We start from the raw sequence: 25,592 nt of genomic DNA, 5'->3' as shown, positions 1-25,592 counted from the left end.
ACGGCACGGACCAGGAGACGCGGTGATGGGCGCCGCGCGCCCGCGGGAACACACAGCGTGACGTTGGCCGGAAAGCGGCTGGCTCCCACCCGTCGACAGCTTCCACAATCCGGAAGTTACGACTTACCGGCACCATGGGAGGAAAAGCGATGAGCCTACGCATTTCCCCGCGCACCCAGGCGGGCGACGAGGGAGACGGCAACCCCGGCACCCCGTGGACGCCGCCGGAGGAGCCTCCGAGCCCCGACGGTTCCAGCCCGGAGGGTGACGGAAAGCATCGCAAGTGACAGCCGCCGCTCCGCGTGCGGACCGCCCCGGCCGCACCGAGCTGGGGCGGGCCCTCATGGCGTCGGGTGCGCTGTCGTCGGACTGGGCGCCGTCGTTCTCGGCCGTCGACCGCGCCGCGTTCCTCCCGGAGCTGATGTGGCCCTACGACCTGTCGCGTCGCGCGAGTGTCCGCGTCGACAAGCGGACCGACCCGGACGCCTGGTACGCGGCGGCCGACAGCGACGTCCCCATCGTCACCCAGTGGGACGACGGCGCGCACCCGGGCCCCGGGCCGGGGAAGCTGGCCACCAGTTCCTCGTCCATGCCCTCGACCGTCTTCTCCCTGCTGCGGGACCTGGACGTGGAAGCCGGCATGCGGGTGCTGGACGTGGGCACGGGCACGGGTGAGACGGCGGCCCTGCTGAGTCACCGGCTCGGGGCGTCGAACGTGACGACCATCGAAGTGGACGCAGCGGTGGCCGCACTGGCGCGCGACCGTCTGCTCAAGCTGGGGTGTCACCCCGGGACGGTGGTGGGCGACGGGTTCGGCGGCCACCCCGACGCGGCCCCCTACGACCGGATCCTGGCCACCGCCGGCATCCGCCGCCTGCCCGGGGAATGGATCCGGCAGACCCGGCACGGCGGCGTGATCCTCGCCCCCTGGGGCACGGCCTACGGCAACGCCGACGCCATGGCCCGCCTGCGGGTGGAGGGCGACACGGCCACGGGGCCCTTCACCAGGCTGGTGGAGTTCATGAAGCTGCGCGCGCAACGCAGCCCCGCGCTCCGCCCCGCCGACTACCTGACCGCGGGTCCTCTTGAGCACGCCGACCAGACCACGGTGCCCCTCACCGAGGAGGAGTTCCTCACGGGCCAGTTCACGGACCTGCCGTTCGTCCTCGGTCTCCGGGTGCCTCGGTGCCGCCAGGCAGCGGCGGACAAGCGGGACGGCGCCCGGCCCGTCTGGTTCTACAGCCTCCACGACACCTCCTGGGCCTGCGTGATGTTCCGCGACGGCCGGCACCGCGCCTCCGTGTGGCAGTCCGGGTCCCGGCGCCTGTGGGACGAAGTCCGTGCCGCCTACGACTGGTGGACTGAGCGCGGATGCCCGGGAGTCACACGGTTCGGTCTCACCGTCGACGCATCCGGCCAGCGCGCCTGGCTGGACGATCCCGCGAACGAGTCCTGGCCCGTTCCCGAATAGGCGGAACAGGCCGACGCGGTCCGGTCCCCGGTGTCAGTGCCGTATGCCAACGTGGAGCGAAAGCGTGCGACATGGCGGAGGGGAACGTGTCAGCAGCGAGTGACGCCTGGGCCGGTATGGGCTGGGACTGGACGGACGCCGACGACGTGCGACGGCGCCTCGGCATAGGTGCCGATCCAGAGAAGTGGAGCGGGGGCCGGCCTCTGCACCGCGCAGCCGCGTTCGGATCCTGCGAGGTGGTCGCCGAGTTGGCCGGTCGAGTCGTGGATGTGGACGCGGTGGAGAACGGCGTGACGGCGCTTTGGGAGGCCGTCGTGTCCAGGAAGCCGGAGAACGCACGGGCCCTCGTCGCTGCCGGGGCCGACCCCTGGCGGCTGTCGCTCGGCGGCTGGTCGCCCGGGCGGCTGAGTCTGGCCGGACCGACGCCCGGCCTGTTCCCGGTGCCGGAAGGGGTGCGGCTGACCGACAGGGAGCGTGCGGCAGCGCAAGAGGCCGGTCGGCTCACCACGGCGCTGGGCACCTTCCCCTACGACGGTACGGGGCTGGCCTGCGTGGCCGGCATCGACGCGGCCGAGGCGGTGCGCCGGCTGGAGGCGGCGCCGGTGAAGGGCGAAGTCATCGAGGAACTGCTGGAAGATCCGTACGAGTTCGACATGGACGAGAGCTTGCAGATCATCGGCGTGACCTCCGTGCCGGGCGGCTGCGTCGTGACGCAGCCCTGGGGATACGCGCCGCAGATGCCGGGCGTGCTCACCCGGCTGTCCGCCGGCACGTTCTGCTACGGCCTGTACGCCAATCCCAAGAGCGGCAACCAAGGCAGCATCGCCCGCGAGGGAACCATCGAGGGCTGGGACCTGCACCCGGGCGGGGGACCGTACGAGAACGACACCTCCGAGGAAGTGCTGGCTTCGTACCTCTACCAGCACAACGCCGTGGCCTACTCCTGTGCCTTCGCAGGACTGCGCCCGACCGACAGACGTGCCGTGACCGGGCCTCCGGATGTCTGGGGGGAACTGCCCCGACGCGACTACTGGTGAGGACGGGGCGGTCGGGGGTGCGAGGGGACGGGGCCGCCTCGGAAAAGGAGCGGCAGGGTCGTGGCGGTGGGCGGTACGGTGCACCGATGTCAGCGATCAGGGAGTTCCAGGTCACCTTCGACTGCGCGGAACCCGAGCGCCTCGCCCGCTTCTGGTGCGAGGTGCTGGGGTACGTCGTACCGCCGCCGCCGGGGGGCTTCGCCACGTGGGATGACTACCGGCGTGCGCAGCCTCCCGAGCAGCGGGACGCATGGTTCGCCTGCGTCGACCCCTCGGGTGTGGGCCCGCGGCTGTACTTCCAGCGCGTCCCCGAAGGGAAGGTCGTCAAGAACCGCGTGCACCTCGACGTCCGGGTCGGCACCGGACTCGTGGGCGAAGAGCGCCTCGCCGCACTCGAGGCCGAATGCGCACGGCTGATCCCGCTCGGCGCGGTACACGTGCAGACGCTGTACGACGGCAACGACGCGTGCATCCCGATGCTGGACATCGAGGGCAACGAGTTCTGCATCGACTGAGGGCGTGACCAGCCGGAGGAACGGGCGGGCGGCGGCGGGGCAGGGGCCGCGCACGGGGTGTGGGCCCTGGCGCGCCGGTGCGCCGGAGCGGGCCAGAGTGAAGCCCGGTCCGGCCGGGCCATTGCCGCGGGGAGTGCCCGCCGCCACCCTGGGGCTCTCGGGTCACCCGCCGGTCACGGCGGGTGACCACCCCGGAGAAAGCCGGAGAAAGGGAGCACCTTCATGCGCAGTCTCCTGGGCGCGCTCGTAACGCGCCGCGCGTCAGCCGCCTCGGCGGCCGTGTTCACCCTGGTCGCGGGAGGTGTCCTGGTGGCGCCGGCCGCTCACGCCGCCGGAGTGGACATCGTCTGCGCGGTCGGTTCGGAGCACGCCTCCTACGACCCGCCCCTGACCAACACGCTGCGGTCCACGGACATCACGGTCACCGAGAACTTCGGCTGTACCTCGCTGACCACCGGGGTCAGCAGCGGCACGGCCGCCTTCTCCCGGACCCGCGACGTCAGTTGCCTCCTGGCCCTGACGCCGCCCAACACCGTCACGTCCGAGACGTACGCCTGGAACACCGGCCAGAGCAGCACCGTGACCTATGTCAGCACCACGGCGGCGCGGGCGGCCGACGGCTCGACCGTGGTCACCGCCCTGGGGTCGGTCACCTCCGGTTTCGGCCAGGGCAGCGCCGTCACCAAAGTCGTCGTGGAGCCCCAGCTGAGCCTGACCGCCTGCGCCACGACCGGCCTTCAGAGCACCAACGGAACCGCCAGCCTGGTCGTCGCCCCGGTCTAAGCGGGCCGCGCACATACAGCGGTTCGCACAGAATTCTTTCCGCGGCCGGCTCCGTGGGGTGGCGAGCCTCACGGTAATCGGCCCTCCGTCGGCACAAAGCGACCCGTCTTCACATTTCGTGGAGGCGGGTCGTTTGCGTGTGGCCGGGACTGGGGTCAGGAAAGTGCTGTTCAGGGCGGCTCACCACTCGTTGACGACTCAAGTGAGTAGGGGCGGCTACCCACGCACGCAGTAGTCGCGCCACGGTATCCACACCTATCGTGATCACGTCATTACGTTTTGGGCTACCGGTGTCCGGAATTCATTTCCCGTGGATCTTCTCATTCGCTCGGGAAAGAGACTCAGGAAAGAGAAAGGAATCGTTGTGGCTGCATGCCGCGATTTTCCGCTCACGTCGTACCAGCATGATATCTGGGCGGCAGAATCCCAGACACCGAACAGTCCTCAGTTCAATGTCGTGATCGAGGAGAGGATCACCGGGCCGGCGGACGCGGCGGCGCTGCGTACGGCGCTCGCCCGGACGCTGGCCCGGCACGACGCCTTCCGGCTGCGGTTCGGCGAGCGCGACGGTGTCCCCTACCAGTGGCCGGCGGACAGCCCGAGCCCCTCCGACGCCCCCGAGGCGCTCGTGGACTGGGTGGACCTGTCCGGGGAGGCGGAGCCGGAGCGCGCCTGGGAGTCCTGGCGGGAGCGTGCCTTCGTCCGGCCGTTCCCGCTGCGGGACGCCCCCCTGTTCCGCGCGACGGTGGTACGGGAGAGCGCCGAGGTGCTGCACCTGCACCTCGGCGCACACCACCTGGTCGTCGACGCCTGGACGCTCAGCCAGGTCAGCCGCGAGACCTGGGCCGAGTACACCCGGCTGACCTCGGACACGGCGGACGGCGCCGGTCCCGGGGACGCGCCCTCGTACCGGGACTTCGTCGCCGTCGACGCGGCCTACCGGCAGTCACCGGAGCGGGAGGCGGCACGGGCGTTCCACCGGACCGCGCTCGAGGGTGTGGCCCCGGTGCTCTTCCAGCGTGTCCCCGACCGCCCGGCCGACGGCGCGCGGCGCGGGCACCACACGTTCACGCTCGGCGGTGATCTGGTCGCCCGCATCAGGGCGGGCGGCTCGTCCCCGTTCGCGTACCTCACCGCCGTGTTCGCGGCCTATCTGTCCCGGGTGCACCGCTCGGAGGAGATCGTCCTCGGGGTGCCGTTCCTCAACCGGCTCACCGACGACGAGCGCGCTACCGCCGGGCAGTTCGCCAACAACCTGCCGCTGCGCGTGCCGGTGGGCGACAAGGTCACGCTGCGGGAGCTGGCCGGCCTGGTGCGGGAGCGGGCGAACGCGGTGCGGGAGCACGAGCGGCTGGCCCTCGGCGACGTACTGCGCGACCTGCCGGCGGACGCGGCGGGTTCCCGGCAGCTGTTCGACGTGGTGGTGTCCTACCTGCGCGGACCGCGCCCCGAGACGCCGGCGGACGTGGCGCGGGACGCGGTGATCACGGCTCCGGTCCATGAGCAGGACGCGCTCTCCGTGCTGATCCAGGCGTTCGACGACGACGCCGACCTGCGGATCGAACTCGACTACGCGACGGACGTGTTCGACGCCGACTTCCCGATCGAGGCGGTCGCCGGCCACCTGACGACCCTGGCCCTGGCCGGGCTGGACGAACCCGGGCTGCCGGCGGCGGCGCTGCCGGTGCTCACCGCGGCCGAACGGGACCGGCTGGCCGGGTTGCAGCAGGGCCCCGAGGTCGCGTACCGCTCCGACGCCACGGTGCACGGGCTGTTCGAGGAGCAGGCCGCGCGCACCCCGGACCGGGTGGCCGTGACCGCGGCCGACGGCGGCGAGCTGACCTTCGCCGAGCTGGAGGCCCGCGCCAACCGCGTCGCGCACGCGCTGCGGGCCGAGGGCGTCACCGTCGGTGACCGGGTCGCCGTACTGCTGGAGCGCGGGCCGCTCACCGTGCCGGCGCTGCTCGGCGTGCTGAAGTCGGGTGCCGCCTACGTGCCCGTCGACCCCGCCTACCCGGCCGAGCGGATCGCCTTCCTGCTCCAGGACAGCCGGGCCCGGGCGGTGCTCACCGGCCCCGGAGCGCCCGAGCCGGACGTCCCGGCCGGGGTGCCCGTGCTCGATGCGCGCCGGGCGGTCGGCGAGGGGCCGACCGGCCGGCCGGAACCGGTGGCCGGGCCGCGGGACCTGGCGTACGTCATCTACACCTCCGGCTCCACCGGGCGGCCCAAGGGCGTCATGGTCGAGCACCACTCGGTGGTCAACCGGCTGGCGTGGATGCAGGCCCGGTACCCGGTCGGCGCCGGTGACACCCTGCTGCAGAAGACGCCGGTCTCCTTCGACGTGTCGGTGTGGGAGCTGTTCTGGTGGGCGGTGGAGGGCGCGGGGCTGGCGCTGCTGCCGGTGGGCGGCGAACGCGACCCCCGGGTGCTGCTGCGCACCATCGCGGACCGCGGGGTCAGCGTGCTGCACTTCGTGCCGTCCATGCTGGGTCCCTTCCTGGACCTGCTGGAGGCGGAACCCGCGCTGGTCGCGCAGGCGGCGAGCCTGCGGCAGGTGTTCTGCAGCGGCGAGGCGCTGCCCGCCGCCCGGGTCGAGCAGTTCGCCCGGGTGCTGGGCGCCCGGCCCGGCGGCCCGGCGCTGACCAACCTGTACGGGCCCACCGAGGCCACCGTGGACGTCTCCTACCACGACTGCCCCACCGTCCCCGGACAGCCGGTGCGGCGGGTGCCGATCGGCCGCCCGGTCGCCAACACCGCGCTGCGGGTGCTCGATCCGTACGGCGCGCCGCAGCCCGTCGGGGTGCCCGGCGAACTGTGCATCGGCGGTGTCCAGGTGGCCCGCGGCTACCTGGAGCGGCCGGAGCTGACCGCCGAGAAGTTCACCGAGGACCCGTTCGCGCCGGGCGGCCGGCTGTACCGCACGGGTGACCTCGCCCGGCTGCTGGCGAACGGCGAGATCGAGTACCTGGGCCGGATCGACGGCCAGGTGAAGGTCCGGGGCAACCGGGTGGAGCTGGGCGAGGTGCAGAACGCCCTGGCGTCGCTGCCCGGCATCCGCGACGCCGTGGTGGTGGACCACCACAGTCCCGCGCTCGGCACCCGGCTGGTCGGCTACTACGTCGCGGACGAGGAGCGCGACCCGGTGGCGCTGCGGCACGAACTCGCGCACAGCCTGCCGGAGTTCATGATCCCGGCGGTGTTCGTGCGGATCGCCGCCGTACCGCTGACGCCCAACGGCAAGGCGGACCGGCGGGCCCTGCCCGCCCCCTCCGCGACGCACGACCGGCCCGCGCACACCGAGCCCCGCAACGCCGCCGAGACCGCCTTGGCCGAGGTGTGGGCCGAGGTCCTCGGGGCGGAGCGGGTCGGCGTGTACGACGACTACTTCGCGCTCGGCGGCGACTCGATCCTGATGCTGCGGGTGCGGGCCCTGGCCGAGCGCCGCGGCTACCCCTTCGACCTCAGCGACCTCGTCCGCAACCCCACCGTGGCCGCGCTGGCGCCGCTGACCACGGCCGGCGGCCCGGCCGAGCAGCCGGTCCTGGAGCCGTTCGCGCTGGTCTCCGGGGTGGACCGGGCCGGGCTGGAGGAGCACGAGGACGCCTGGCCGGCCAACCGGCTCCAGCTCGGCATGCTCTTCCACAGCCGGGTCGAGCCGGACTCGGGGATGTACCGGGACGTCTTCCGCTACAGCTTCGCCTTCGCCGCCTGGGACCCGGAGGCGTTCGCCACCGCCCACCGGCTGCTGCTGGCCCGGCACCCGGCGCTGCGCTCCTCCTTCGACCTCGGCGGCCGCGCCGAGCCGCTGCAGATCGTGGACGCCACGGTGGAGGGCGCGCTGGAGATCGCGGACCTGCGGGACGTTCCGGCCGAGGAGGCGGAGAAGGTCATCGAGGCGCACATCGAGGAGCGCCGCCGCCATCCGTACGACGTCGAGCGCGCCCCGCTGCACCATCTGCGCGTCCATGTGCTGCCGGCCAGTGCGGAGCTGGTGCTCAGCTTCCACCACGCCATCCTGGACGGCGGCAGCGTCGCCACGCTGATGCGGGAACTCCTCCAGGACTACGCCCATCTGCTGGGCGAGCCGATCAAGGCCGTCCCGGACGCCCCGGAGGCGATGGCCGCCCATCATCTGCTGGCCGAGCGGCGGGCGTTGGGCTCGGCCGAGGCCCGGGAGCACTGGGCCGGTTACCTCGCCGGGGCGCCGCAGCTCCAACTGGCCGGGTTCCGGCCGCACGAGGCGCCCGGCAGCGGGGAGCAGATCACCCGCCGGCTGGACCTGCCCGCCTCGCTCACCGAGGCCGTGCGGGAGTTCTCCCGCACCCACACCGTGCCGGTGAAGTCCGTGCTGCTGGCCGTGCACCTGCTGACGCTGCGGCTGTTCTCCGGTCAGGACGACCTGGTCACCGGTCTGGTCTCGCACGGCCGGCCGGAGCTTGCGGACGCCGAGCGGGCCACCGGGCTCTTCCTGAACACCGTGCCGGTCCGGGTGACCGGCACCCCGGACAACTGGCTCGGCGCCGTACGGGAGGCGTTCCGGCAGGAGCAGACCGGTCACCCGTACCGCCGCTATCCGCTCAGCGCGATCCAGGAGGACCTGGGACACGGCGTCCTGGACACGGCGTTCAACTACATCCACTTCCACCAGCTCGCCGAGGTGTTCGCGCTGCCCGGCATCCGCTCGCTGGACTTCCGGACCTGGGAGGAGACCAACTTCGCGCTGCTGGTCAACGCCGTCACCGAACCCGACGGCGGCGGGATCTGGCTGCGCATGGACTACCAGGGCCGGCTGTTCACCGAGAGCCAGGCCGAGCTGCACGGGCGGGCCTTCACCGGCATCCTGGAGCGGGTCGTCGGGCACGGCGAGGAGCCGGTGGACTTCGGTTTCCTCGCCGAGCCCCTGGGACCGGTCCCGGCGGCCCGGCCCGTGCCCGACGTGGTGCGCGCCTTCGAGGAGCGGGCCGCCGGCTCCCCCGACGCGATCGCGCTGGTCCACGGCGACCGGCGCTGGACCTACGCCGAGCTGGCGGACGCGGCCGACCGGGCCGCCCGGCGGCTGACCGCGCTGGGCGCGCGGCCCGGCGCCCGGGTGGCCGTCGCCATGGAGCGCTCACCGGAGACGGTCGCCGTCCTGCTCGGTGTGCTGAAGGCGGGCGCCGCCACCGTGCCGCTGGACACCGCCTATCCGCGCGAGCGGATCGCGGCCATGCTGGAGCAGGCCGACCCGGTGGCCGTGGTCACCCACGCCACCACCGAGACCGACGCCGCCCACCTCACCCAGCGGCTCGGCAGCGGCCGGGGCAAGCCGGTCGTCCGGGCCACCGCGCTGCTGGACGCGGCGGACGGCGCGGCCGCCGAGGGCCGGCCGCCGGCCGCCCTGGACCCGGCGTCCGTGGCGTACCTGCTGTTCACCTCCGGCTCCACCGGCACGCCCAAGGGCGTGGAGATGCCGCACCGGGCGCTGGCCAACCTGGTCGCCTGGCAGAACGCCGAACCCAGCGGTGTCGCGGGCGGGGTGACGGCGCAGTACGCGCCGCTGAGCTTCGACGTCTCGTTCCAGGAGGTCTTCTCCACGCTGTGCGGCGGCGGCACGCTGCTGCTGCTGTCCGAGGAGCAACGCCGTGATCTGCCCGCCCTGCTGCGGCTGCTCGACCAGGAGCGGGTGGAACGGCTCTACCTGCCCTACGTCGCCCTCCAGCAGCTCGCCGAGGCGGCGCACGCCCTGGGCACCGTGCCCGGCTCGCTCAAGGCGATCCTCTCCTCCGGTGAGCAGCTGAGGGTCACCGAGGAGATCCGCGCGCTGTGCGCCGCGCTGCCCGGGGTGATCCTGGAGAACCAGTACGGGCCCACCGAGTCCCATGTGGTGACGCGGCACACGATGACCGGGGACCCGGCGGCCTTCCCGCCGCTGCCGCCGATCGGCACGCCGGTCGACGGGGCCGAGGTGCTGGTGCTGGACGCGCGGATGCGTCCGGTGCCGCCCGGCGTCACCGGCGAGATCCATCTCGGCGGGGTCTGCCTGGCCCTCGGCTACGCGGGCCGCCCGGACCTGACCGACGAGCGGTTCGTGCCCCGGCCCGGCGCTCCGGGCGAGCGGCTGTACCGCACCGGCGACCTCGGCTACCTGCTGCCGGACGGCTCGGTGGTGTGCACCGGACGGTCCGACTCCCAGGTGAAGGTGCGCGGTTACCGGGTGGAGCCGGCCGAGGTGGAGCTGGCCATCACCCGGTTCGCCGGTGACCACCCGGGGCTGACGGAGGCGGCGGTGGTCGCCCGGCGCCGGGACGGCAACGACTCGTTCCTCGCCGCCTTCCTGGTCGGCGACCCGGACGGGACCGACCTGCCGGGCCTGGTCAAGCAGTTGCGCTCGGCGCTCCCCGACTATCTGGTGCCCTCGCACTTCCAGTGGCTGGACGCGCTGCCGCTCACCCCGAGCGGCAAGCGCGACGACAAGACCCTGCGCGAGATACCCCTGACCGCCACGGGCGGTTCCCGGGACGTCACCGCGCCCCGCGACGCGTACGAGACGGTCCTGGTCGAGATCCTGCGCGAACTGCTGGGCGTGGACCGGCTCGGCGTGCACGACGACATCTTCGCCCTCGGCGCCACCTCCCTGACCGCGATGCGGCTGGTGGTGCTGATCGAGCAGCGCTACGGAACGGCCGTGCCGCTGTCGGAGTTCGTCGCCGCGCCCACGGTCGCCGAGCTGGCGGCCCGGCTGCGGGCCGGCGGCACCGTGGCCGGGTTCGACCCGCTGGTGCCGATCCGGAAGGAGGGAGACGCACGCCCGCTGTTCTTCGTCCACCCGATGGGCGGCAACGTGCTGTGCTACATCCGGTTCGCCTCCCACCTGCCGGCCGGCCGGCCGTTCTACGCCCTCCAGGCGGCGGGCGTCGACGCGGGCACCGAACCGCTGCACGGCGTCCCGGAGATCGCCGCGAGCTATGTGGCGCGTATCCGCGAGGTCCAGCCCGAGGGGCCGTACCTGATCGGCGGCTGGTCCTTCGGCGGCTTCGTGGCCTTCGAGATGGCCCGGCAACTGCGCGCCCAGGGACAGGAGGTGGGCCGTCTGGTGCTGCTGGACACCACCGCCCTGAACCCGGGCCGGCGGCTGCGCACCAGCGACGACGCGCTGCTGAGCTGGTTCTTCTGGGAACTGCTGTGGCTGCGGCGCGGCGGTGACTCGCCGGAGGAGGTGATCCCCGCGGAACTGACCACGCTGGAGGAGAAGTTCGACTTCATCGCCCAGCTCGCCGTGGACGAGGGCGTGCTGCCGCCCGGGGCCACCGGGGCGGTCGTCCACCGGCTGTTCCAGGTGTACGAGGCGAACTGGCGGGCGGCGTTCGCCTACCGGCCCGAGGTGGTGGACCAGGACATGGTCCTCATCCACGCCAGCGAGCCGCTGCCCGAGGTGCTGGACACCATGCACACCGCGATCCAGTCCATGCACCGTGACCCCACCAACGGCTGGCGCGAACGGACCAGCGGCGAGCTGACGGTGATCGACGTGCCCGGCGACCACCTGACCATCATGGAAGAGCCGCACATCGCGCACGTCGCCCGAGTGGTCGACGAACTGATCGGGGAGTGAGATGACAGCGGAAACCGGAGGAAGCGCAATGAGCAGGCGCAAGGCCCTCGTCATCGGAGCGGGGATCGGCGGCCTGACCGCCGCCGCCGCACTGCGGAACGCCGGCTGGGAAGTCGAGGTCTACGAGCGGGCCGCGGAGCTGCGGGCGGCCGGGTCCGGGCTGTCGGTGATGAGCAACGCCATCGGAGCGCTGCGCTCCATCGGGCTCGACCTCAATCTGGAAAAGCGCGGCCAGGTCCTGGAGTCCTACCATGTGCGCACCCCGCGCGGCCGGCTGATCAGGGAGTTCCCGTTCCCGTCGATCATCCGCCGGCTGGGCGTGCCGAGCGTGCTGATCACCCGCTCCGCGCTCCAGCAGGCGCTGCTGGAGGCCACCGACGGCGTGTCCCTCAACCTGGGCGTCACCGCCCGGGAGTTCGTCACCGATCCCGTCTCCGGCGCGGTCACCGTCCGCTTCACCGACGGCCGGGAGGCCCACGGTGACGTGCTGATCGGCGCCGACGGCTTCCAGTCCGCGATCCGGCGGCAACTGGTCGGACCCGAGAAGTCCCGGGACAGCGGCTACATCGTCTGGCTGGCCCTGACACCGTTCAGCCATCCGCGCTTCACGCCGGGCTCGGTCACCCACTACTGGGGCAGCGGCCAGCGGTTCGGCCTGGTCGACATGGGCGGCGGGACCCTGTACTGGTGGGGCACGAAGAACATGCCCACCGCGCGCTCGCACAACTGGCGCGGCGGCAAGGAGGAGGTGGCGCGGGCGTTCGCCGGCTGGGCGGACGAGGTCGAGCAGGCCATCGCCGTCACCCCCGAGGCCGACATCCTGGCCGTACCCTCGCGCGACCGGGTGTTCCTGGAGCGCTGGGGCCAGGGCCCGGTCACCCTGCTCGGTGACGCGGCGCACCCCATGCTGACCAGTCTGGGCCAGGGTTCGGGCATGGCGATCGAGGACGCGGCGGTCCTCTCCCACCGGCTGCGCGACGCCACGGACATACCGGCGGCGCTGCGGGCGTACGAGGACGACCGCCGCGAGCGCACCCGGGCCATGGTGGCGGCCTCCCGCTCGGTCAGCGACTTCGAGCAGTCGGAGAACCCGGTGCGCCGGCCGGTCCGGGACGCCTACTTCCGGTTCATGCCGGACCGGAAACTGACCGCCACCCTCGAACAGGCGCTCACGTTCTCGCTGGAGCAGCCCGCGCTCACGGCCGCGGTGCCCGAAGGCAGCCGATGACCGCGGCGAGCACACCGGTCGCCCGGGGTCCGCGGACGGACCCCGGGCCCGGGCCCGCCCCGGTGGTGCCGCTCGGCCGCGCGGTCCTGGTCACCGGGGCGTCCAGCGGGCTCGGCCGGGCCACCGCGCTCCATCTGGAGCGGCTGGGCTACCGGGTGTTCGCGGGGGTACGCCGGGACACCGACGGCGACGAACTGGTGCGGGCGTCCGGGCACGGCCGGGTCGAGGCGGTGCGGATCGACGTCACCGACGCGGAGTCGGTCCGCTCGGCGGCGGGGCACGTCGCCGAGCGGCTGGGCGACGGCGGGAACCTGTGGGGCCTGGTCAACAACGCGGGCGTCTGCGTCTCGGCCCCGCTGGAGTGCGTACCGGCGGACCGGCTGCGCTGGCAGCTGGAGACCAACGTGGTGGGCCAGCTCGCCGTCACCCAGGAGTTCCTGCCGCAGCTGCGCCGCTCCCGGGGCCGGATCGTCAACGTCACCTCGGGTCTGGGCACGGTGGCGCTGCCGTACCTCGGGGCGTACGCCGCCGCCCAGTACGCCAAGGAGGCGCTGAGCGACGTGCTGCGCCGCGAGCTGAGCGGCTTCGGCGTGTCGGTGAGCGTCGTGCAGCCCGGCGCGATCAGCACGCCGATCTGGGGCAAGGTGGGCGAGGTGGCCCAGGAGGCGCTGCGCCACACCAGCCCCGAGGTGGCCGCGCTGTACCAGGACCGGTTCACGCGGTTCCTCCTCGGCAACGAGCGGGGCGCCGAGGAGAGCCGGACCACTCCGGAGGACATGGCGCGCGCGGTCGCCCGCGCGCTCGCCGCGCCCCGGCCCCGGACCCGCTACCGGGTCGGCCCGGACGTCCGCAAACTGGCGGTGCTGGCCCGGCTGCTGCCGGACCGGCTCCTGGACCGCTACCTGCGTCCGCTGACCGGCTGAGGTTCTCCTCCGCCCCTGCGGAGCTTCCCCTCGCCCCCTGTGCCGAGAGCGCCGGTGATCCCGGCGCTCTCGGTGTTTCCCGGACCCGCAGGCAGGCGGCCGGGCGCCGACCGGCCGGTGCGCGAAACCGGGGTCCGGCCGGCCAGGTGGCGGAGGACGGGTCAGGCGCGGCCGGGCCCGGGGGTCCCGGTGACCGGCGCCGTGTGGGAGTCCGGGGCGGTGGTGCGGGACAGGAAGCCGGTGATCAGCGCGGCCCACTCGGCCGGCTGCTCCGCGGCGATGGCGTGGCCGCAGTCCAGCCTGGCCAGTTCGGCGCCGGGGATGCCGTCGGCCAGCTCGCGGGAGTGCGCCGGGGTGGTGAGGACGTCCTCCACCGGCGAGACGACCAGCGTGGGCACCCGGACCGCGGGCAGGTCCGCCGACACGTCGATGGTCTCGAACAGTTCGAGCTGCCGGTCCGTCCCCGGCGGGAGGCCGGCCGCGAACGCGGCGAGCTGCTCCTCCAGTTCCTCCGGGGTGCGCTCGTCCAGCCAGCTCGCGCCGCCGACCACCAGGGACAGATAGGCCGCGAGGGTACGGCTGTCCGACGTCCGGCCGAGCGCCCGCCAGACGTCGACGACCAGGCGCAGCCGGGCGTTGGGCCGGGCGAACCCGGAGGACAGGACGAGCGCGGTCACCCGCCCGGGATGCCGTACCGCCGCCCGCACGGCGACGGTCGTGCCCATCGAGAAGCCCGCCACGGCGAACGTCTCCGCGCCCGCCCGGACTCCGGCCGCCACCACGTGGTCGGCGAGGGCGTCGAGGGACAGGGGGCCGTCCGGGAGCGGGGTGTCGCCCGAGCCGGGATAGTCCGGGCCGATGACCGTGTGCCGCCGGGCGAGCGCGTCGAGGACGGGGCCGTAGCTGTCCCGTACGTCGCTGCCGGCGCCGTGTGCCAGGACCACGGCCGGTCCCGAACCCAGGACCAGGGGGGCGGGCGCGGAGTACTGAGAGGTCGTCATCCGCGCACGGTAGCGGGGGCACCGGCGGGCCGGGCGGGCGGTTTGCCCGCTTCGGCAGGATCTTCCCGGCCGTACCACTCGAACTGGTAGTCCCGGCCCGCCCGGACGGGCCGGGGACCTCCTCAGCGCCGGAAGGCGGACGGGTCGACCGACAGCAGCCGCTTGACCGGACCCGGGACGGACGCGCCCCGGTCCTCGCGTCCCTCCAGCGCCCGCTGGGCGGCGAGGGCCAGCCGGGAGCCGGCGTACCGGACGGGCTCGCCGGGTATCGCACCGCGCGGGGTGCGGGCCAGGGCCGACCCGGACCACTCGTCGTCGGTGTCCAGCACCAGCGAGGCCAGGACCTTGGACATCAGGCGGGAGGGGCCCACCCCGTCGCCCGAGTAGCCGGTGGCGTAGTACACGCCCGGCAGGGAGCGCAGCCGGCCGGCGAACGGGACGGACGTGACCGAGTACTCGACCGGCGCCGTCCACATCATGTCCACCGGTACGTCCCGCAGGTCCGGGAAGAGCCTGAGGAACTGGCGCCGTACCTCGCCGGGCCGCAAGGGGCCGCCCCACATGGTGTCCGCGCCCGAGTTGCCGGGGGCCAGGCCCACTCCGCCCTTGCCGATGAGCAGCCGGCCGTCGGCGGTGGTGCGGTAGTAGTTCAGGCGCTTGCGGGCGTCGCACACCGAGGTGGCGTCCCGCCAGCCGATCGCGTCGAGCCGGTCCGGCACGGGCACGGTCAGGACCGTGTCACTGGCCACGGTGACCATCAGACCGGCCAGTTCCTTGAGCTGTCCGGCCCAGGCGTTGATCGCCAGCACCACCTTGTCCGCGCGGATCTCGGCGTGCCGGGTCACCGCGACCGTGCTGCCGTGTTCCTGCCGGAGCCCGGTCAGCGGGGTGTGCTCGTGGATCCGTACGCCCTGGTCGAGCGCCACACGCCGCATGCCGCGCACCAGTTTGGCCGGCTGGAGCGTGGCGCAGTGCGGGTCGATCACGGCGCCGTAGTGGGACGGGGTGCCGACCGCCCGGCGGGCCTGGTCGGGGCTCAGCTCGCGCAGCGGTTCCACCCCGGCCCGGGCCAGGTTCTCCAGGGTCGAGTTCCAGGCGCCGCGCTGCGCCTCGGACGAGGCCGCCCACATCCACGGGCCGCGCCGGTACTCGGCGTCGATGCCGTGCTCGTCGACGAAGTCCAGGATCTCGTCCACGGCCCGCTCGGACGCCTCGCCCAGCCGGCGGGCCTCGGCGTGGTCGCTGATGGCGACCAGGCTGTCGAACCGGGCCCACATGGGCATCAGGTAACCGGCGTTGGCACCGCTGGCACCGCCGCCGCAGACGTCGGCGTCGATGAGCACGATGTCGGTGCCGGGGGCGCGGCGCAGGATCTCCAGGGCGGTCCACAGGCCGGTGTAGCCGCCGCCGACCACGCACACGTCGCAGCGGACGTCACCGGCCAGCGCCGGGGACTTGCCGTCGTCGGGTCCGGCGGCGAAGGCGTCGCGCAGCCAGGCGGTCCGCCGGGCCGGGGCCGGCGCGTGGGCGGGCCAGGAAGCCGGAAGGGTCAGGGAGTTCATCAACTGTCTCCAGAGGTGGACGAACGGATCACGGGCGGGACCACCGGGCGGGAACCTCGGGACCGGACGAGCCGGCCTCCTCGACCGGACCGGCACCGGCGGCCGGACCGGTACCGGTGAACGGGTCGGTAGCGGTGGCCCTATCGGTGGCAGTGGCCGGACCGGCGGCGGTGAACGGGTCGGTAGCGGTGGTCGGGCCGGTGGGGTGGAACTGTCGGGGAGCGGCGGCCGGATCGGTGGCGATCCGCTCGGTGCGGGCGGACGAACCAGCGGAGGCGAACGGACCGGCAGAGGCAGACGAACCGGCCGAGGCGGACGTACTCGCAGAGCCAGGCGAACCGGCAGAGGCGAACGGACCGGCCGCAGCAGGAGAACCGGCAGACGCGTACGGTCCGGCGGACGCGGACGAACCGGCGGACCCGAACGGACCGGCCGACGCGTACGGACCGGCCGACGCGTACGGTCCGGCCGACCCGGTGCGGTCGTCCGCGAAGGGCGGCCGGGCGGTGCGCGGGACGGGCAGGTACGGCGCCGGCTCCGTCACGGGCCGGGTCGGGAGCGGCGCCAGCAGCATGGGCGCGAGCGGGGCGTCGGCCGGACCGGCGCCGGGCGCGGTGGCGGGACCGGCGGGTGGGCGGTGGTGTTCCGCGACCGCCCGCAGCAGGTCGATGCGGGAGTTCACGCCGTAGCTCTTGAACAGCCGCCGCAGGTGGTAGTTGACGGTGTGGGGCGAGAGCCCGAGCCGGGTCGCGGCCTGCCGGTTGGTCAAACCCTCCGACACCAGTTGCACCAGCTCCCGCTGCCGCCTGCTGAGCCACGGCCCCAGGTTCTGCACGGCGGCCTGAGCGGCGTACGGCTGCTGGGCCGCGTACCCCGCACCCGCCGGGCCCCCGGAACCGGTCGGACCCACCGGACCCGCACCGCCCACCGGACCCGCGGAACCGGTCGAAGCCACGGGCCCCGCCCAGCCCGCCGGACCCGGACCCGGGGAGCCCGGCGGTCCCGCCGGGCCTTCCCGCCCGATCCACTCCCCCGGGCTCGGCTGCCGCGCCGCCCGGTCGGTGCCGGAATGGAGCCGGCCGCCGGCGCGGTGGGCGCCGGGCCCGCGTCCGTGTGCCGCGCCGGCCCGGGCGGCGGCCCCGCCGTCGGGCTCCCGGACGCCCGCCGCGGCGGCCGGGCCGGGCCGGGCGCCGCCGGCCGCCCGCAGCAGCGCCGCCTCCTGGTACAGCACCCGCTTGAGCGCGTCCGGCATCGCGTCCTGGACGGCCTGCCGCATCAGCCCGCTCTGGAAGGCGAGCCGGACGGCCGCGTGCCGCACCATGCCGGTGGCGCACGCCTCCTCCATGACCGGCAGCAGGGCCGACAGTTGCCGGCCGAGCATGGCCGACAGTTCGGTGTACTCCACCTCCGTGCCGAGGACGGCCGCCACGCTCAGGAACTGCCGGCACTCCCGGGAGTACTGGGCGAGGGTGGTGCGCAGCCGGACCCGGACCCGGTCCGGCAGCCGTACTCCGGCCAGCTCGGCCTCGCCGGCGTCGACGCGGATGGTGCCCTCCTCCCGCATGCCGGTCAGCAGTTCGGTGAGCAGCCGGGGATGGCCGCCGGCCTGTTCCACCAGCCGGGCCACCGCCGGGCCGGGCGGCACGCCCAGCAGGTCCGCCGCCAGGCGCAGCGCGGCGGCGTCGTCGAGCGCGCCGAGGACCAGGCGCTCGTAGTGGCGGCGCGGGTCCGAGAGCAGGGCGCCGCGCCGGTCGTGGCCGGTGCCGGTACGGAGCGCGGCCAGCCAGACGACCCGGTCCTGCGGGACGCCGGGCCCGGTGAGGACCGCCCCCGCGGGGCCGGCCGCCGCGTCCAGGTCCTGGAGTTCGTCCACGACGACCAGCACCGGCGCACCGGGCACGGGCGGGGCCGGGTCGTGGCGGCCGGGGAGGGTGTCCGCCGTCCGGGTGCCGGCGGCGCCCGGGACCGGCTGGAGGGCACCGCCCGGCCCCGTCACCCTGTAGCCCAGTCGTTCGGCCAGGTCCATGGCGGCGCGCAGTAACCGGGTCTTGCCGTAGCCGGGCGGCGCCTCGACGAGGATCAGGGCCGTGCCGCCCCGGCGGGTGGCTTCCAGCACGGCGGCGATCCGGGCGAGTTCGCGGTCGCGGCCGCGCAGCGGGGGGTCGAGGAGAGGTGCGGGTGCCGAGAGCATGCGGGGTACTCCCTGGAAGGTCGGTGCGATGACGGGGGAAGCGGGACACGGTCGGGCCCGCGCCCGGCCCGGGGGCCGGTGCCGCCGGTCCGGTACGGCTCCGGCCCGGTCCGGGCGCGGGCGGGTACGGGACCGGCCTGGTACCGGGCGGTCCCGTACGGGTGACGTCTGCTCCGTGTCCTGCGTGGTGCGGGTCCGGTCCGGGAAGCGCGTCGGCCGGGTGCCCGGTGCGGTGCGGGTGCGGGCGCCGGTGTCCGGGGGCCGTCTGCCGGCGCGGCGGTGACGGGGGCTCAGCCCGTGGGGCCGTGGCGGCGGACCCCCACCGCGTGGAAGCGGCCGGCGACGAAGGCGGCGTCACAGTACACCGCGTCGGCCGCCGGGTTCAGGCCCGTGCCGTGCAGGTCGGAGTAGACGGCGGACTGGGTGATGTACCAGTTGCCCTTCAGGTTGAGCGACAGCATGACGCCGGCCTCGGCACAGGCGTCTTCGAGCGCCGCCTCGACCTCCGGGGAGACGGTCCAGGCGCCGGCGGAGAGCGAGCCGTGCTCCCGGGCGGTACGGGCCAGCAGCGCGATGCCGGCGGCGGGCGAGTCGACGGCGACCGCGAAGTACACGGGGCCCAGCCATTCGGCGGACGCGGTGGCCAGGTCGCCGGGGCGGGCCGCGTCCAGCGCGATGACGGCCGGGGTCCGGACGACGGCGTCGGGGTGGTCGGGGTGGACGACCGGGCGGGGGGCGACGGCCACCTCGCCGAGCGCGCCCGACGCGGCCTTGTCCACCCGGGCCAGCACCTCGGGCGAGATCAGGGCACCGAGGACGGAGACGGCGGCGGCCGGTTCCGCGAGCAGGTCGGCCAGCGCTCCGCCGAGGTCCGCCACCACGCGGTCGAAGGACTTGTGGCCCTCGTCGGTGGTGATGCCTTCGCGGGGGATCAGCAGGTTCTGCGGGCTGGTGCAGAGCTGTCCGCTGTAGAGGGCGAGTCCGAAGGCCAGGTTGGCCAGCATGCCCCGGTAGTCGTCGGTGGATTCGAGGAGCAGGCTGTTGACGGCCGAGGTGCTGGTGAAGACGCGTGCCTGGGTGGCGTTGCGGCGCAGCCAGTCGCCGAAGCCGGTGCTGCCCGCGTAGTCCACGATCCGTACGTCGGGGTGGACGGCGAGGCGGCGGGCGAGCCCCTCGCCGGGCCGCTCGGGGGCCAGGCACACCAGGTTGGGATCGAAACCGGTCTCGCTCAGCACCTCGCGGGCGGTCCGCACGGTCAGCGCGAGCGGCAGCACGGCCCGCGGGTGGGGTTTGACCAGGACGGGGTTGCCGGTGGCGAGCGAGGCGAAGAGGCCGGGGTAGCCGTTCCACGCCGGGAAGACGCTGTTGGCGATCAGCAGCGAGACACCGCGGGGCCGGAGGGTGAACGTCTTGTCCAGGACGAACTCCGTGCCGTCCGGCATCGGTTTGCGCCAGGCGAAGGAGCCCGGCAGCCGGGTCTGCTGCTCCACGGCCTCGGCGACGGCCTCCAGTCCCCGGTCCTGGGCGTGTACGGCGCCGGCGTGGAAGGCCATCACGGGGTTGTGGCCGCTGGTGTGCTCGGCGGCCAGAGCCAGTTCGTGCGAGGCGGCGTTGAGCCGGGCCAGGATCTCGGCGCAGACGGCGGCACGTGCCGTCACGCCCGCCTCCCGCCAGCGCGGCAGGGCGCGCCGCATCGCGTCGATAAGGACGTCGGGGTCGTGGTGCGGGTAGGCGATGGCCAGTTCGGGCCCGTACGGCGAGCGTTCGCCGCCGTCGGCGGGCGCCGGTCCGACCAGGCCGTCCCGCCCCGGCTGGCCGAGGTCGAAGACCTGCCCGCGCAGGGCCGCGAGGGCGGTCCGGGCGGCGGCCGCGGCGTCCGGGCCGTAGTGGCCGGTGTCCTCCGGGTAGGGCGACCAGTGGGCCCGGGTGCGCAGGGTCTGCCGGGCTCGGTCGAGCGTCGGCCCGTGGCGGTGTGCCAGCGTCCGCAGCAGGGCCACCGGGTGCTGCCGGTCCCCGGCCGGGGCCGGTAAGCCTCTTCCCACTCTTGCTCCTCCCGCTGTACGAGACACGGGCGGAGCTGCGCCGGGCGCGCGTCCGCCGGCCGGGCCGGTGCGGTCGTACGCGCGGGGTGCCCCTCGTCGCCGTGGTCGTGTCTCGTCCCGATGAAACGAACGGGGCTCATCCCATCACAACAAGCGGAGCATTGGGCAAGACTTCACCAAAAGTAGTAATGCAATGGCAATGTTCAAGCCATAATATGACATATGTATCCAACGGACCGGAGCCGGGACCGAACCGGTTCCGGCAGGTGGGGAGCGCACTCCCCGAGGAGGAGGTACGGCCCGGTGGCCGACGGGGGATGAACAACCACCGGACCGTGCCGGACGCGCCCCGGATGGGCCGTCCGGCAGCTCTTCTCAGTCCCCGGCCGCCGCCGGCGCGGCCGGCGCCGGGACCCGCCCGAGGGCGGTCACCGCGAGGGCGCCGAGGGCCAGCGCGCCGCCCAGCCACAGCACCGACCGGGTGCCGAGGCCGTCGACCACCTGGCCGCCCACGAACGCGCCCAGCGCGATGGCGCCGTTGAACACGCCCACGAACAGGGAGGTCACGCCCTCGCGGGCCTCGGGAGCGGCGAGCGCCAGCCAGGTCTGGGTGCTCACCGACACACCGCCGTAGGCCAGACCCCACGTCACCAGCAGGATCGCGGCGCCGGCCACGGACAGTCCGAGCAGCGGGACCAGCAGCACCGAGGCCGCCAGGACCGCGCTGATCACCAGCAGGACGCCCCGCACGGACCGCCCGACCCGGGCGCCGACCAGGAAGTTGCCCGCGATGCCGGCGATCCCGTACACCAGCAGCAGCGCGCCGATCAGCGAGTCCTGGACGCCGGAAACGTTCTCCAGGACCGGCCGGACGTAGGTGTAGGCGGCGAAGTGGCCGGTCACCAGCAGGGCGACCACGGCCAGCCCGGTGGCCACCCGGGGATTGCCGGCCAGCCGCATCACGCCGCCCAGCGCGACCGCCTGCTCGGCCGGCAGCCGGGGCAGCAGCACCGCCATGGCGACCGTCACCAGCAGCGCCAGTCCGGCGACGGCGAGGAACGCCTCGCGCCAGCCGGCCAGTTCGCCGATGTACGCGCCGGCCGGCACGCCCACCACCGAGGCGATGGCGATACCGCTGAAGATCATGGAGGTCGCCGGTCCCACGGACTTGGCCGGAACCAGCCGGACCCCGAGGCCGCCGGCGAGTGACCAGACGCCGCCCATGCCTATGCCGATCAGCACCCGGGCCGCCATCATCACCGCGAAGTTCGGCGACCAGGCGGCCAGTACGTTGGCCGCCGCCAGCAGCAGCATCAGGGAGCAGAGCACCACGCGCCGGTCGATCCGGCCGACCGCCGAGGTGACCAGGGGCGCGGACAGCGCGCCGACCACGCCGGTGACGGTGAGCGTCAGTCCGGCCGTGCCCTCGCTCACGCCGAGCGCGCCGCTCATCGGGGTCAGCAGGCCGACCGGCAGCATCTCCGACGTGACCACGGTGAACGTTCCGGCCGCCACGGCCGCCACCGCGGGCCACCCGCCTTGTGCGGATCTCCCTGGTGCGGGCGCCTGAACGGAGGGATCGTCAACTTTTGCCATGGCCCCAGCCAACTCTGGCGCGGAAGCCGGAACAAGCGCGAAGTTCTCATGCTTCTATGAGGCAGGTTAATCGAACGACGCGCGGACAGTGCCTACGACCAGCGCGGACCGTACCACTGGAGGGCATGACCATGACTGCCATCGAGCCGGAAGCCGGCGGTGCGAAGCAGGCGGCGGGCACCGTGGAGATCCGCGAGCTGGAGTGTTTCCTGATCCTGGCGGAAGAACTGCACTTCGGGCGGACGGGCGAGCGGCTGTACGTCTCGCAGGGCCGGGTCAGCCAGCTGATCCGGGCCCTGGAGCAGCGCATCGGCGGGCGCCTGGTGGACCGGACGAGCCGGCGGGTGCGGCTGACCCCGCTCGGCGAGGAGTTCCTCGGCGCCCTGCGCCCCGCCTACGCGGCCCTGCGCGCCACCGTCGACAACGCCCGGGCGGCGGCGCTCGGCGGCAGCGGCCCGCTGCGCATCGGCTTCCAGGGCGTGGCCGGGTACGGGTTCATGGACGTGGTGCGGGAGTTCGAGGACCGCTATCCCGGCTCCGAGATCCGGATCACCGAGGTGCCGCTCTCCGACCCCTTCGGGCCGTTGCACCGGGACGAGGTGGACACCGCCGTCGTGCTGCTGCCGGTCCGGGAGCCGGGGCTCGTGCTCGGGCCGGTCTTCTCCCGCCAGCAGCAGTACCTGGCCGTCTCCCGGCGGCACCCCTTCGCCGAACGGGCCGCGCTGGACGCCGAGGAACTGGCCCACTCACCGCTCGTCGGGGTGGCCGCCCCGGCGCCGGACTACTGGCGCGAGGTCCAGGCGCCCACCCGCACCCCGGCCGGCGCGACGGTGCCGCGGGGACCGGCGGTCGGCACGCTCCAGGAGGGGCTGTCCCTGGTGGCGGCGAACCGGGGCGTGATGCTGCTGTGCCACCCGACCACCGAGTACCACCACCGCCGGGACGTGGCGTACGTCCCGGTGACCGGCCTGCCCGAGTCCGCGCTCGGCCTGGTCTGGCACGGTGAGCGCGAGAACATCCGGGTCCGCGCCTTCGCCGACGCGATGGCCTGCGACCTGTCCCGGCTCGGCCTCTGAGCCGGGCGCCCGGCCTTTCCCGGTCCGCGCGGGTGGTGCTGCGGGGTTCCGGCCGCCGGTGTCGCGGGACGCGCCGGGAGGCCGCCGTGGCGTGCGGGCCGCCCCGCGGGTGATGCTGGGAGCGGGCAGCATCCCCGAGGAGGCCAGGAGGGCCGGCCGGTGACAGCCGTCAACCCGATGGACAGCGCCTCGGTGCTGGCCGCCTTCGGCGCGCTGGGCGTCCTGGCGGTGGTCTTCGCCGAGTCGGGCCTGCTGGTCGTCGGCTTCTTCCTGCCCGGTGACACCCTGCTGTTCCCGGCCGGGGTGCTGTGCGCGGGCAGCGCCCAGCAGCCGCCGCGCCTCGCGCTGTGGCAGGTGCTGGTGTGCGCGGCGGTCGGGGCGGTGGCGGGCGGCCAGACCGGGTACCTCGTCGGCCGCCACGGCGGACGGGCGCTGCTGGCGCGTACGTCGGGCAGCCGGGTGCGGGACGCCGCGGCGCGGGCCGAACGGCTGCTGGCCCGCTACGGCCACGGCAAGGCACTGGTGATCGGCCGCTTCGTACCGCTGCTGCGGACGGTCCTGCACCCGGTGGCCGGGGCCCTGGGCGTGCCGGCGCGGACCTTCACGCTGTGGCAGGCGGTGGGCGGGGTGCTGTGGACGCAGACGCTGGTGCTGGCCGGATACACGCTGGGCGCCTCCGTCCCGCGGATCGACGAGTACCTGCTGCCGCTGGTGGCCCTGGTCGTCGTCCTCTCGCTGCTGCCGCTCGTCCCGGAGGCCCGCCGCGCCCACCGCGCCCGCCGGGAGCGGCAGGAACGGCAGGAACAGCGGGAACGCCCGGAGGACCGCGACTCCGCGCGCTGAACCGGCCCGACCCGCGCCCGTGGACCCGGCCCGCACCCCACCCGCGGGTACGGTCCGGACCCCGCCCGCCCCCGTTACAGCGCCGCCGCCCGGTGCGTGACCCGGCCCGCCACCGCCGTCAGCACCACCGGCACCCCGGCCAGCTCCGTGTCGGGCACCCGCAGCGGGTCGTCGGCCAGCGCCGTGAGGTCGGCGCGGTGGCCCACGGCGAGCCGGCCGGCGTGGTCCTCCTCCCCCGCGGCCCAGGCGGCGGACACGGTGATGCCCTGGAGCGCCTGGAGCGGGGTGAGGGCCTGCTCGGGGCCGTGCGGCGGCAGGGAGAGGTCGGCGGGCCGCCGGTGCCGGGCGCCGGCCATGACCTGGAGCGGCGGGTACGGCGCGACGGGCCAGTCGGAGCCGAGGACGACCCGGGCCCCGGCCTCCCACAGGTCACGGCAGCGGAACGCGCGGCCGGCCCGCTCCTCGCCGAGCCGGCGCGACCAGTTGTCGGTGTGGTCGGCCCGCGTGAACTCGCAGCAGTGGGTGGGCTGCATGGACGCGACGACACCGAGCGGCGCGAACCGGCGGACGGTGTCGTCCGGGACGGTCTCGATGTGCTCGACCCGGTGGCGCACGGCACCCGTAGCGCCGGCGCCGTCACCGCCGCCCGCCCGGGCCTGGGCCTGCTCGACCGAGTCCAGGACATGGCGGACCGCCGCGTCGCCGATGGCGTGGGTGGCCGTCGGCACGCCGGCGCGGTGGAGGTCGGCGACGACCCGGCTGTAGCGCTGCGGATCGGGCCAGTAGGCGTGCCGGGACGCGCCGTGGCAGTCGGGGGTCTCCAGCCAGGCGGTGCCGTTGTCGATGGTGCCGTCCATGAACAGCTTCACGCCCGCCACCCGCCACAGGGCGCCGCCGGTGCCCTGGAGCGCGATCAGCCCGGCGACCGCGGCGTCGTCCGTCTCCGGCCGGCACCAGGGGGCGATCCTGAGCCGCAGGGGCAGGGCGCCGTCGGCCTCCAGGGCGGCGTAGACGGCGAGGCTGTCGCCGTTCGCGTCCATGGCGTGCCCGCCGGTGAGCCCGGACGCGGCCATGGCGGCCAGCACCTCGGCGGCGCGGGCGCGGATCTCGGCCTCGGCGGGCCGCGGGGCGACCGCCTCGACGAGTTCGCAGGCGGCGTCCTCCAGCAGCAGTCCGGTGGGCCGGCCGCCGGCGTCGCAGACGATCTCCGAGCCCTGTGCGAAGGCGCGCGGTCCGTCGACGCCGGCCAGTTCCAGCGCCCGCTCGCTGGCCAGCGCCGAGTGCGCGTCGAACAAGTCGATGAGGGCGGGCACCGCGTCGAGCACGGGACCGAGGGCGGCGTAGGACACGGGAGCCGTGCCGAAGGCGTTCGGGTCCAGTCCCCAGCCGCGCAGCCAGGCGCCGGGCCGCAGCTCGCGCACCGCCGTGGCCAGCGCGGCCCGCACGGCGTCCAGGTCGTGGCAGGCGGACAGGTCGACGCCGAGGGTGCGTTCGGCGCCGGAGACCGGGTGCAGATGCCCGTCGGTGAACCCCGCGGTGACCACGGCCCCGCGCAGGTCGATCACCGTGGTGCCGGGCCCGGCGAGGGCGCGGGCGTCCCGGTCGTCGCCGAGGAAGCTGATCCGCCCCCGCTCCGCGGCGAGCGCGGTGTGCGGGAGGAAGCCGCCCGTGCCGGGGTCGAGCAGCCGGGCGGAGAGCAGGACGAGATCGGCGGGCACGGTGGCTCCTTCGCT

At 74.4% G+C, this 25,592-nt stretch carries 16 protein-coding genes; 10 read left to right on the top strand and 6 right to left on the bottom strand.

Annotated features, from left to right (window positions below):
• Positions 1–149 precede the first annotated feature (149 nt).
• The 8 genes from ACZ4SV_RS08560 to ACZ4SV_RS08525 all read left to right on the top strand — a co-directional run bounded on the left by ACZ4SV_RS08560 (position 150) and on the right by ACZ4SV_RS08525 (position 13,548).
• Positions 150–287, top strand: coding sequence for a hypothetical protein (locus ACZ4SV_RS08560; protein ID WP_468002572.1), 138 nt, complete (start codon positions 150–152; stop codon positions 285–287).
• Entirely contained in the window at positions 284–1,471 is a 1,188-nt protein-coding gene (locus tag ACZ4SV_RS08555) for a methyltransferase domain-containing protein (RefSeq protein ID WP_468002570.1), read from the top strand. The genes ACZ4SV_RS08560 and ACZ4SV_RS08555 overlap by 4 nt, the downstream gene beginning before the upstream one ends.
• A gap of 86 nt (positions 1,472–1,557) precedes the next feature.
• Complete coding sequence (locus ACZ4SV_RS08550) at positions 1,558–2,508, top strand: MDR/zinc-dependent alcohol dehydrogenase-like family protein (RefSeq protein WP_468002568.1); 951 nt, start codon at positions 1,558–1,560, stop codon at positions 2,506–2,508.
• Between the two features lie 86 nt (positions 2,509–2,594).
• Positions 2,595–3,023 (top strand): VOC family protein, encoded by a 429-nt coding sequence (locus tag ACZ4SV_RS08545; protein ID WP_468002566.1) that lies wholly within the window; start codon positions 2,595–2,597, stop codon positions 3,021–3,023.
• 222 nt (positions 3,024–3,245) lie between these two features.
• Positions 3,246–3,806, top strand: coding sequence for a hypothetical protein (locus ACZ4SV_RS08540; RefSeq protein ID WP_468002564.1), 561 nt, complete (start codon positions 3,246–3,248; stop codon positions 3,804–3,806).
• 364 nt (positions 3,807–4,170) lie between these two features.
• The gene (locus ACZ4SV_RS08535) at positions 4,171–11,397 is read left to right on the top strand and encodes an amino acid adenylation domain-containing protein (RefSeq protein WP_468002562.1); all 7,227 of its coding nucleotides are present in this window, start codon (positions 4,171–4,173) and stop codon (positions 11,395–11,397) included.
• Positions 11,398–11,425: 28 nt separating this feature from the next.
• Positions 11,426–12,625, top strand: coding sequence for an FAD-dependent monooxygenase (locus ACZ4SV_RS08530; RefSeq protein ID WP_468002560.1), 1,200 nt, complete (start codon positions 11,426–11,428; stop codon positions 12,623–12,625).
• A complete protein-coding gene (locus tag ACZ4SV_RS08525) occupies positions 12,622–13,548 on the top strand; it encodes an SDR family NAD(P)-dependent oxidoreductase (protein ID WP_397981784.1) in 927 nt (308 codons plus the stop codon). Before ACZ4SV_RS08530 ends, ACZ4SV_RS08525 begins: the two co-directional genes overlap by 4 nt.
• 161 nt (positions 13,549–13,709) lie before the next feature.
• Here the strand turns inward: ACZ4SV_RS08525 and ACZ4SV_RS08520 are convergent, their stop codons facing one another.
• The 5 genes from ACZ4SV_RS08520 to ACZ4SV_RS08500 all read right to left on the bottom strand — a co-directional run bounded on the left by ACZ4SV_RS08520 (position 13,710) and on the right by ACZ4SV_RS08500 (position 21,868).
• The gene (locus ACZ4SV_RS08520; protein WP_468002557.1) at positions 13,710–14,549 is read right to left on the bottom strand and encodes an alpha/beta fold hydrolase; all 840 of its coding nucleotides are present in this window, start codon (positions 14,547–14,549) and stop codon (positions 13,710–13,712) included.
• Between the two features lie 122 nt (positions 14,550–14,671).
• Positions 14,672–16,111, bottom strand: coding sequence for an NAD(P)/FAD-dependent oxidoreductase (locus ACZ4SV_RS08515; protein ID WP_397947140.1), 1,440 nt, complete (start codon positions 16,109–16,111; stop codon positions 14,672–14,674).
• Positions 16,112–16,139: 28 nt separating this feature from the next.
• Entirely contained in the window at positions 16,140–18,302 is a 2,163-nt protein-coding gene (locus ACZ4SV_RS08510; RefSeq protein WP_468002555.1) for a helix-turn-helix domain-containing protein, read from the bottom strand.
• Between the two features lie 290 nt (positions 18,303–18,592).
• The gene (gene paaN, locus ACZ4SV_RS08505) at positions 18,593–20,299 is read right to left on the bottom strand and encodes a phenylacetic acid degradation protein PaaN (protein WP_468003368.1); all 1,707 of its coding nucleotides are present in this window, start codon (positions 20,297–20,299) and stop codon (positions 18,593–18,595) included.
• A gap of 420 nt (positions 20,300–20,719) precedes the next feature.
• Positions 20,720–21,868, bottom strand: coding sequence for an MFS transporter (locus ACZ4SV_RS08500; protein WP_397941503.1), 1,149 nt, complete (start codon positions 21,866–21,868; stop codon positions 20,720–20,722).
• 203 nt (positions 21,869–22,071) lie between these two features.
• Between ACZ4SV_RS08500 and ACZ4SV_RS08495 the strand changes: the two genes are divergently transcribed.
• Together ACZ4SV_RS08495 and ACZ4SV_RS08490 are read left to right on the top strand one after the other, a co-directional pair.
• Positions 22,072–23,016 carry a LysR family transcriptional regulator gene (locus tag ACZ4SV_RS08495; RefSeq protein ID WP_397941523.1) on the top strand — a complete coding sequence of 315 codons (945 nt, stop codon included), beginning with the start codon at positions 22,072–22,074 and terminating at the stop codon, positions 23,014–23,016.
• A gap of 159 nt (positions 23,017–23,175) precedes the next feature.
• The gene (locus tag ACZ4SV_RS08490) at positions 23,176–23,859 is read left to right on the top strand and encodes a DedA family protein (RefSeq protein WP_468002552.1); all 684 of its coding nucleotides are present in this window, start codon (positions 23,176–23,178) and stop codon (positions 23,857–23,859) included.
• A 74-nt stretch (positions 23,860–23,933) separates the two neighbouring features.
• Here ACZ4SV_RS08490 and ACZ4SV_RS08485 read toward each other — a convergent pair whose 3' ends face one another.
• On the bottom strand, positions 23,934–25,577 hold the full coding sequence (locus ACZ4SV_RS08485) for an amidohydrolase (protein WP_468002550.1): 1,644 nt from the start codon (positions 25,575–25,577) through the stop codon (positions 23,934–23,936).
• Positions 25,578–25,592: the final 15 nt, after the last annotated feature.

The organism is Streptomyces sp. NPDC027672, assembly GCF_055566335.1.
Note: the sequence above shows the minus strand (reverse complement) of the source record. Positions and strands in the feature narration are given on the sequence as shown.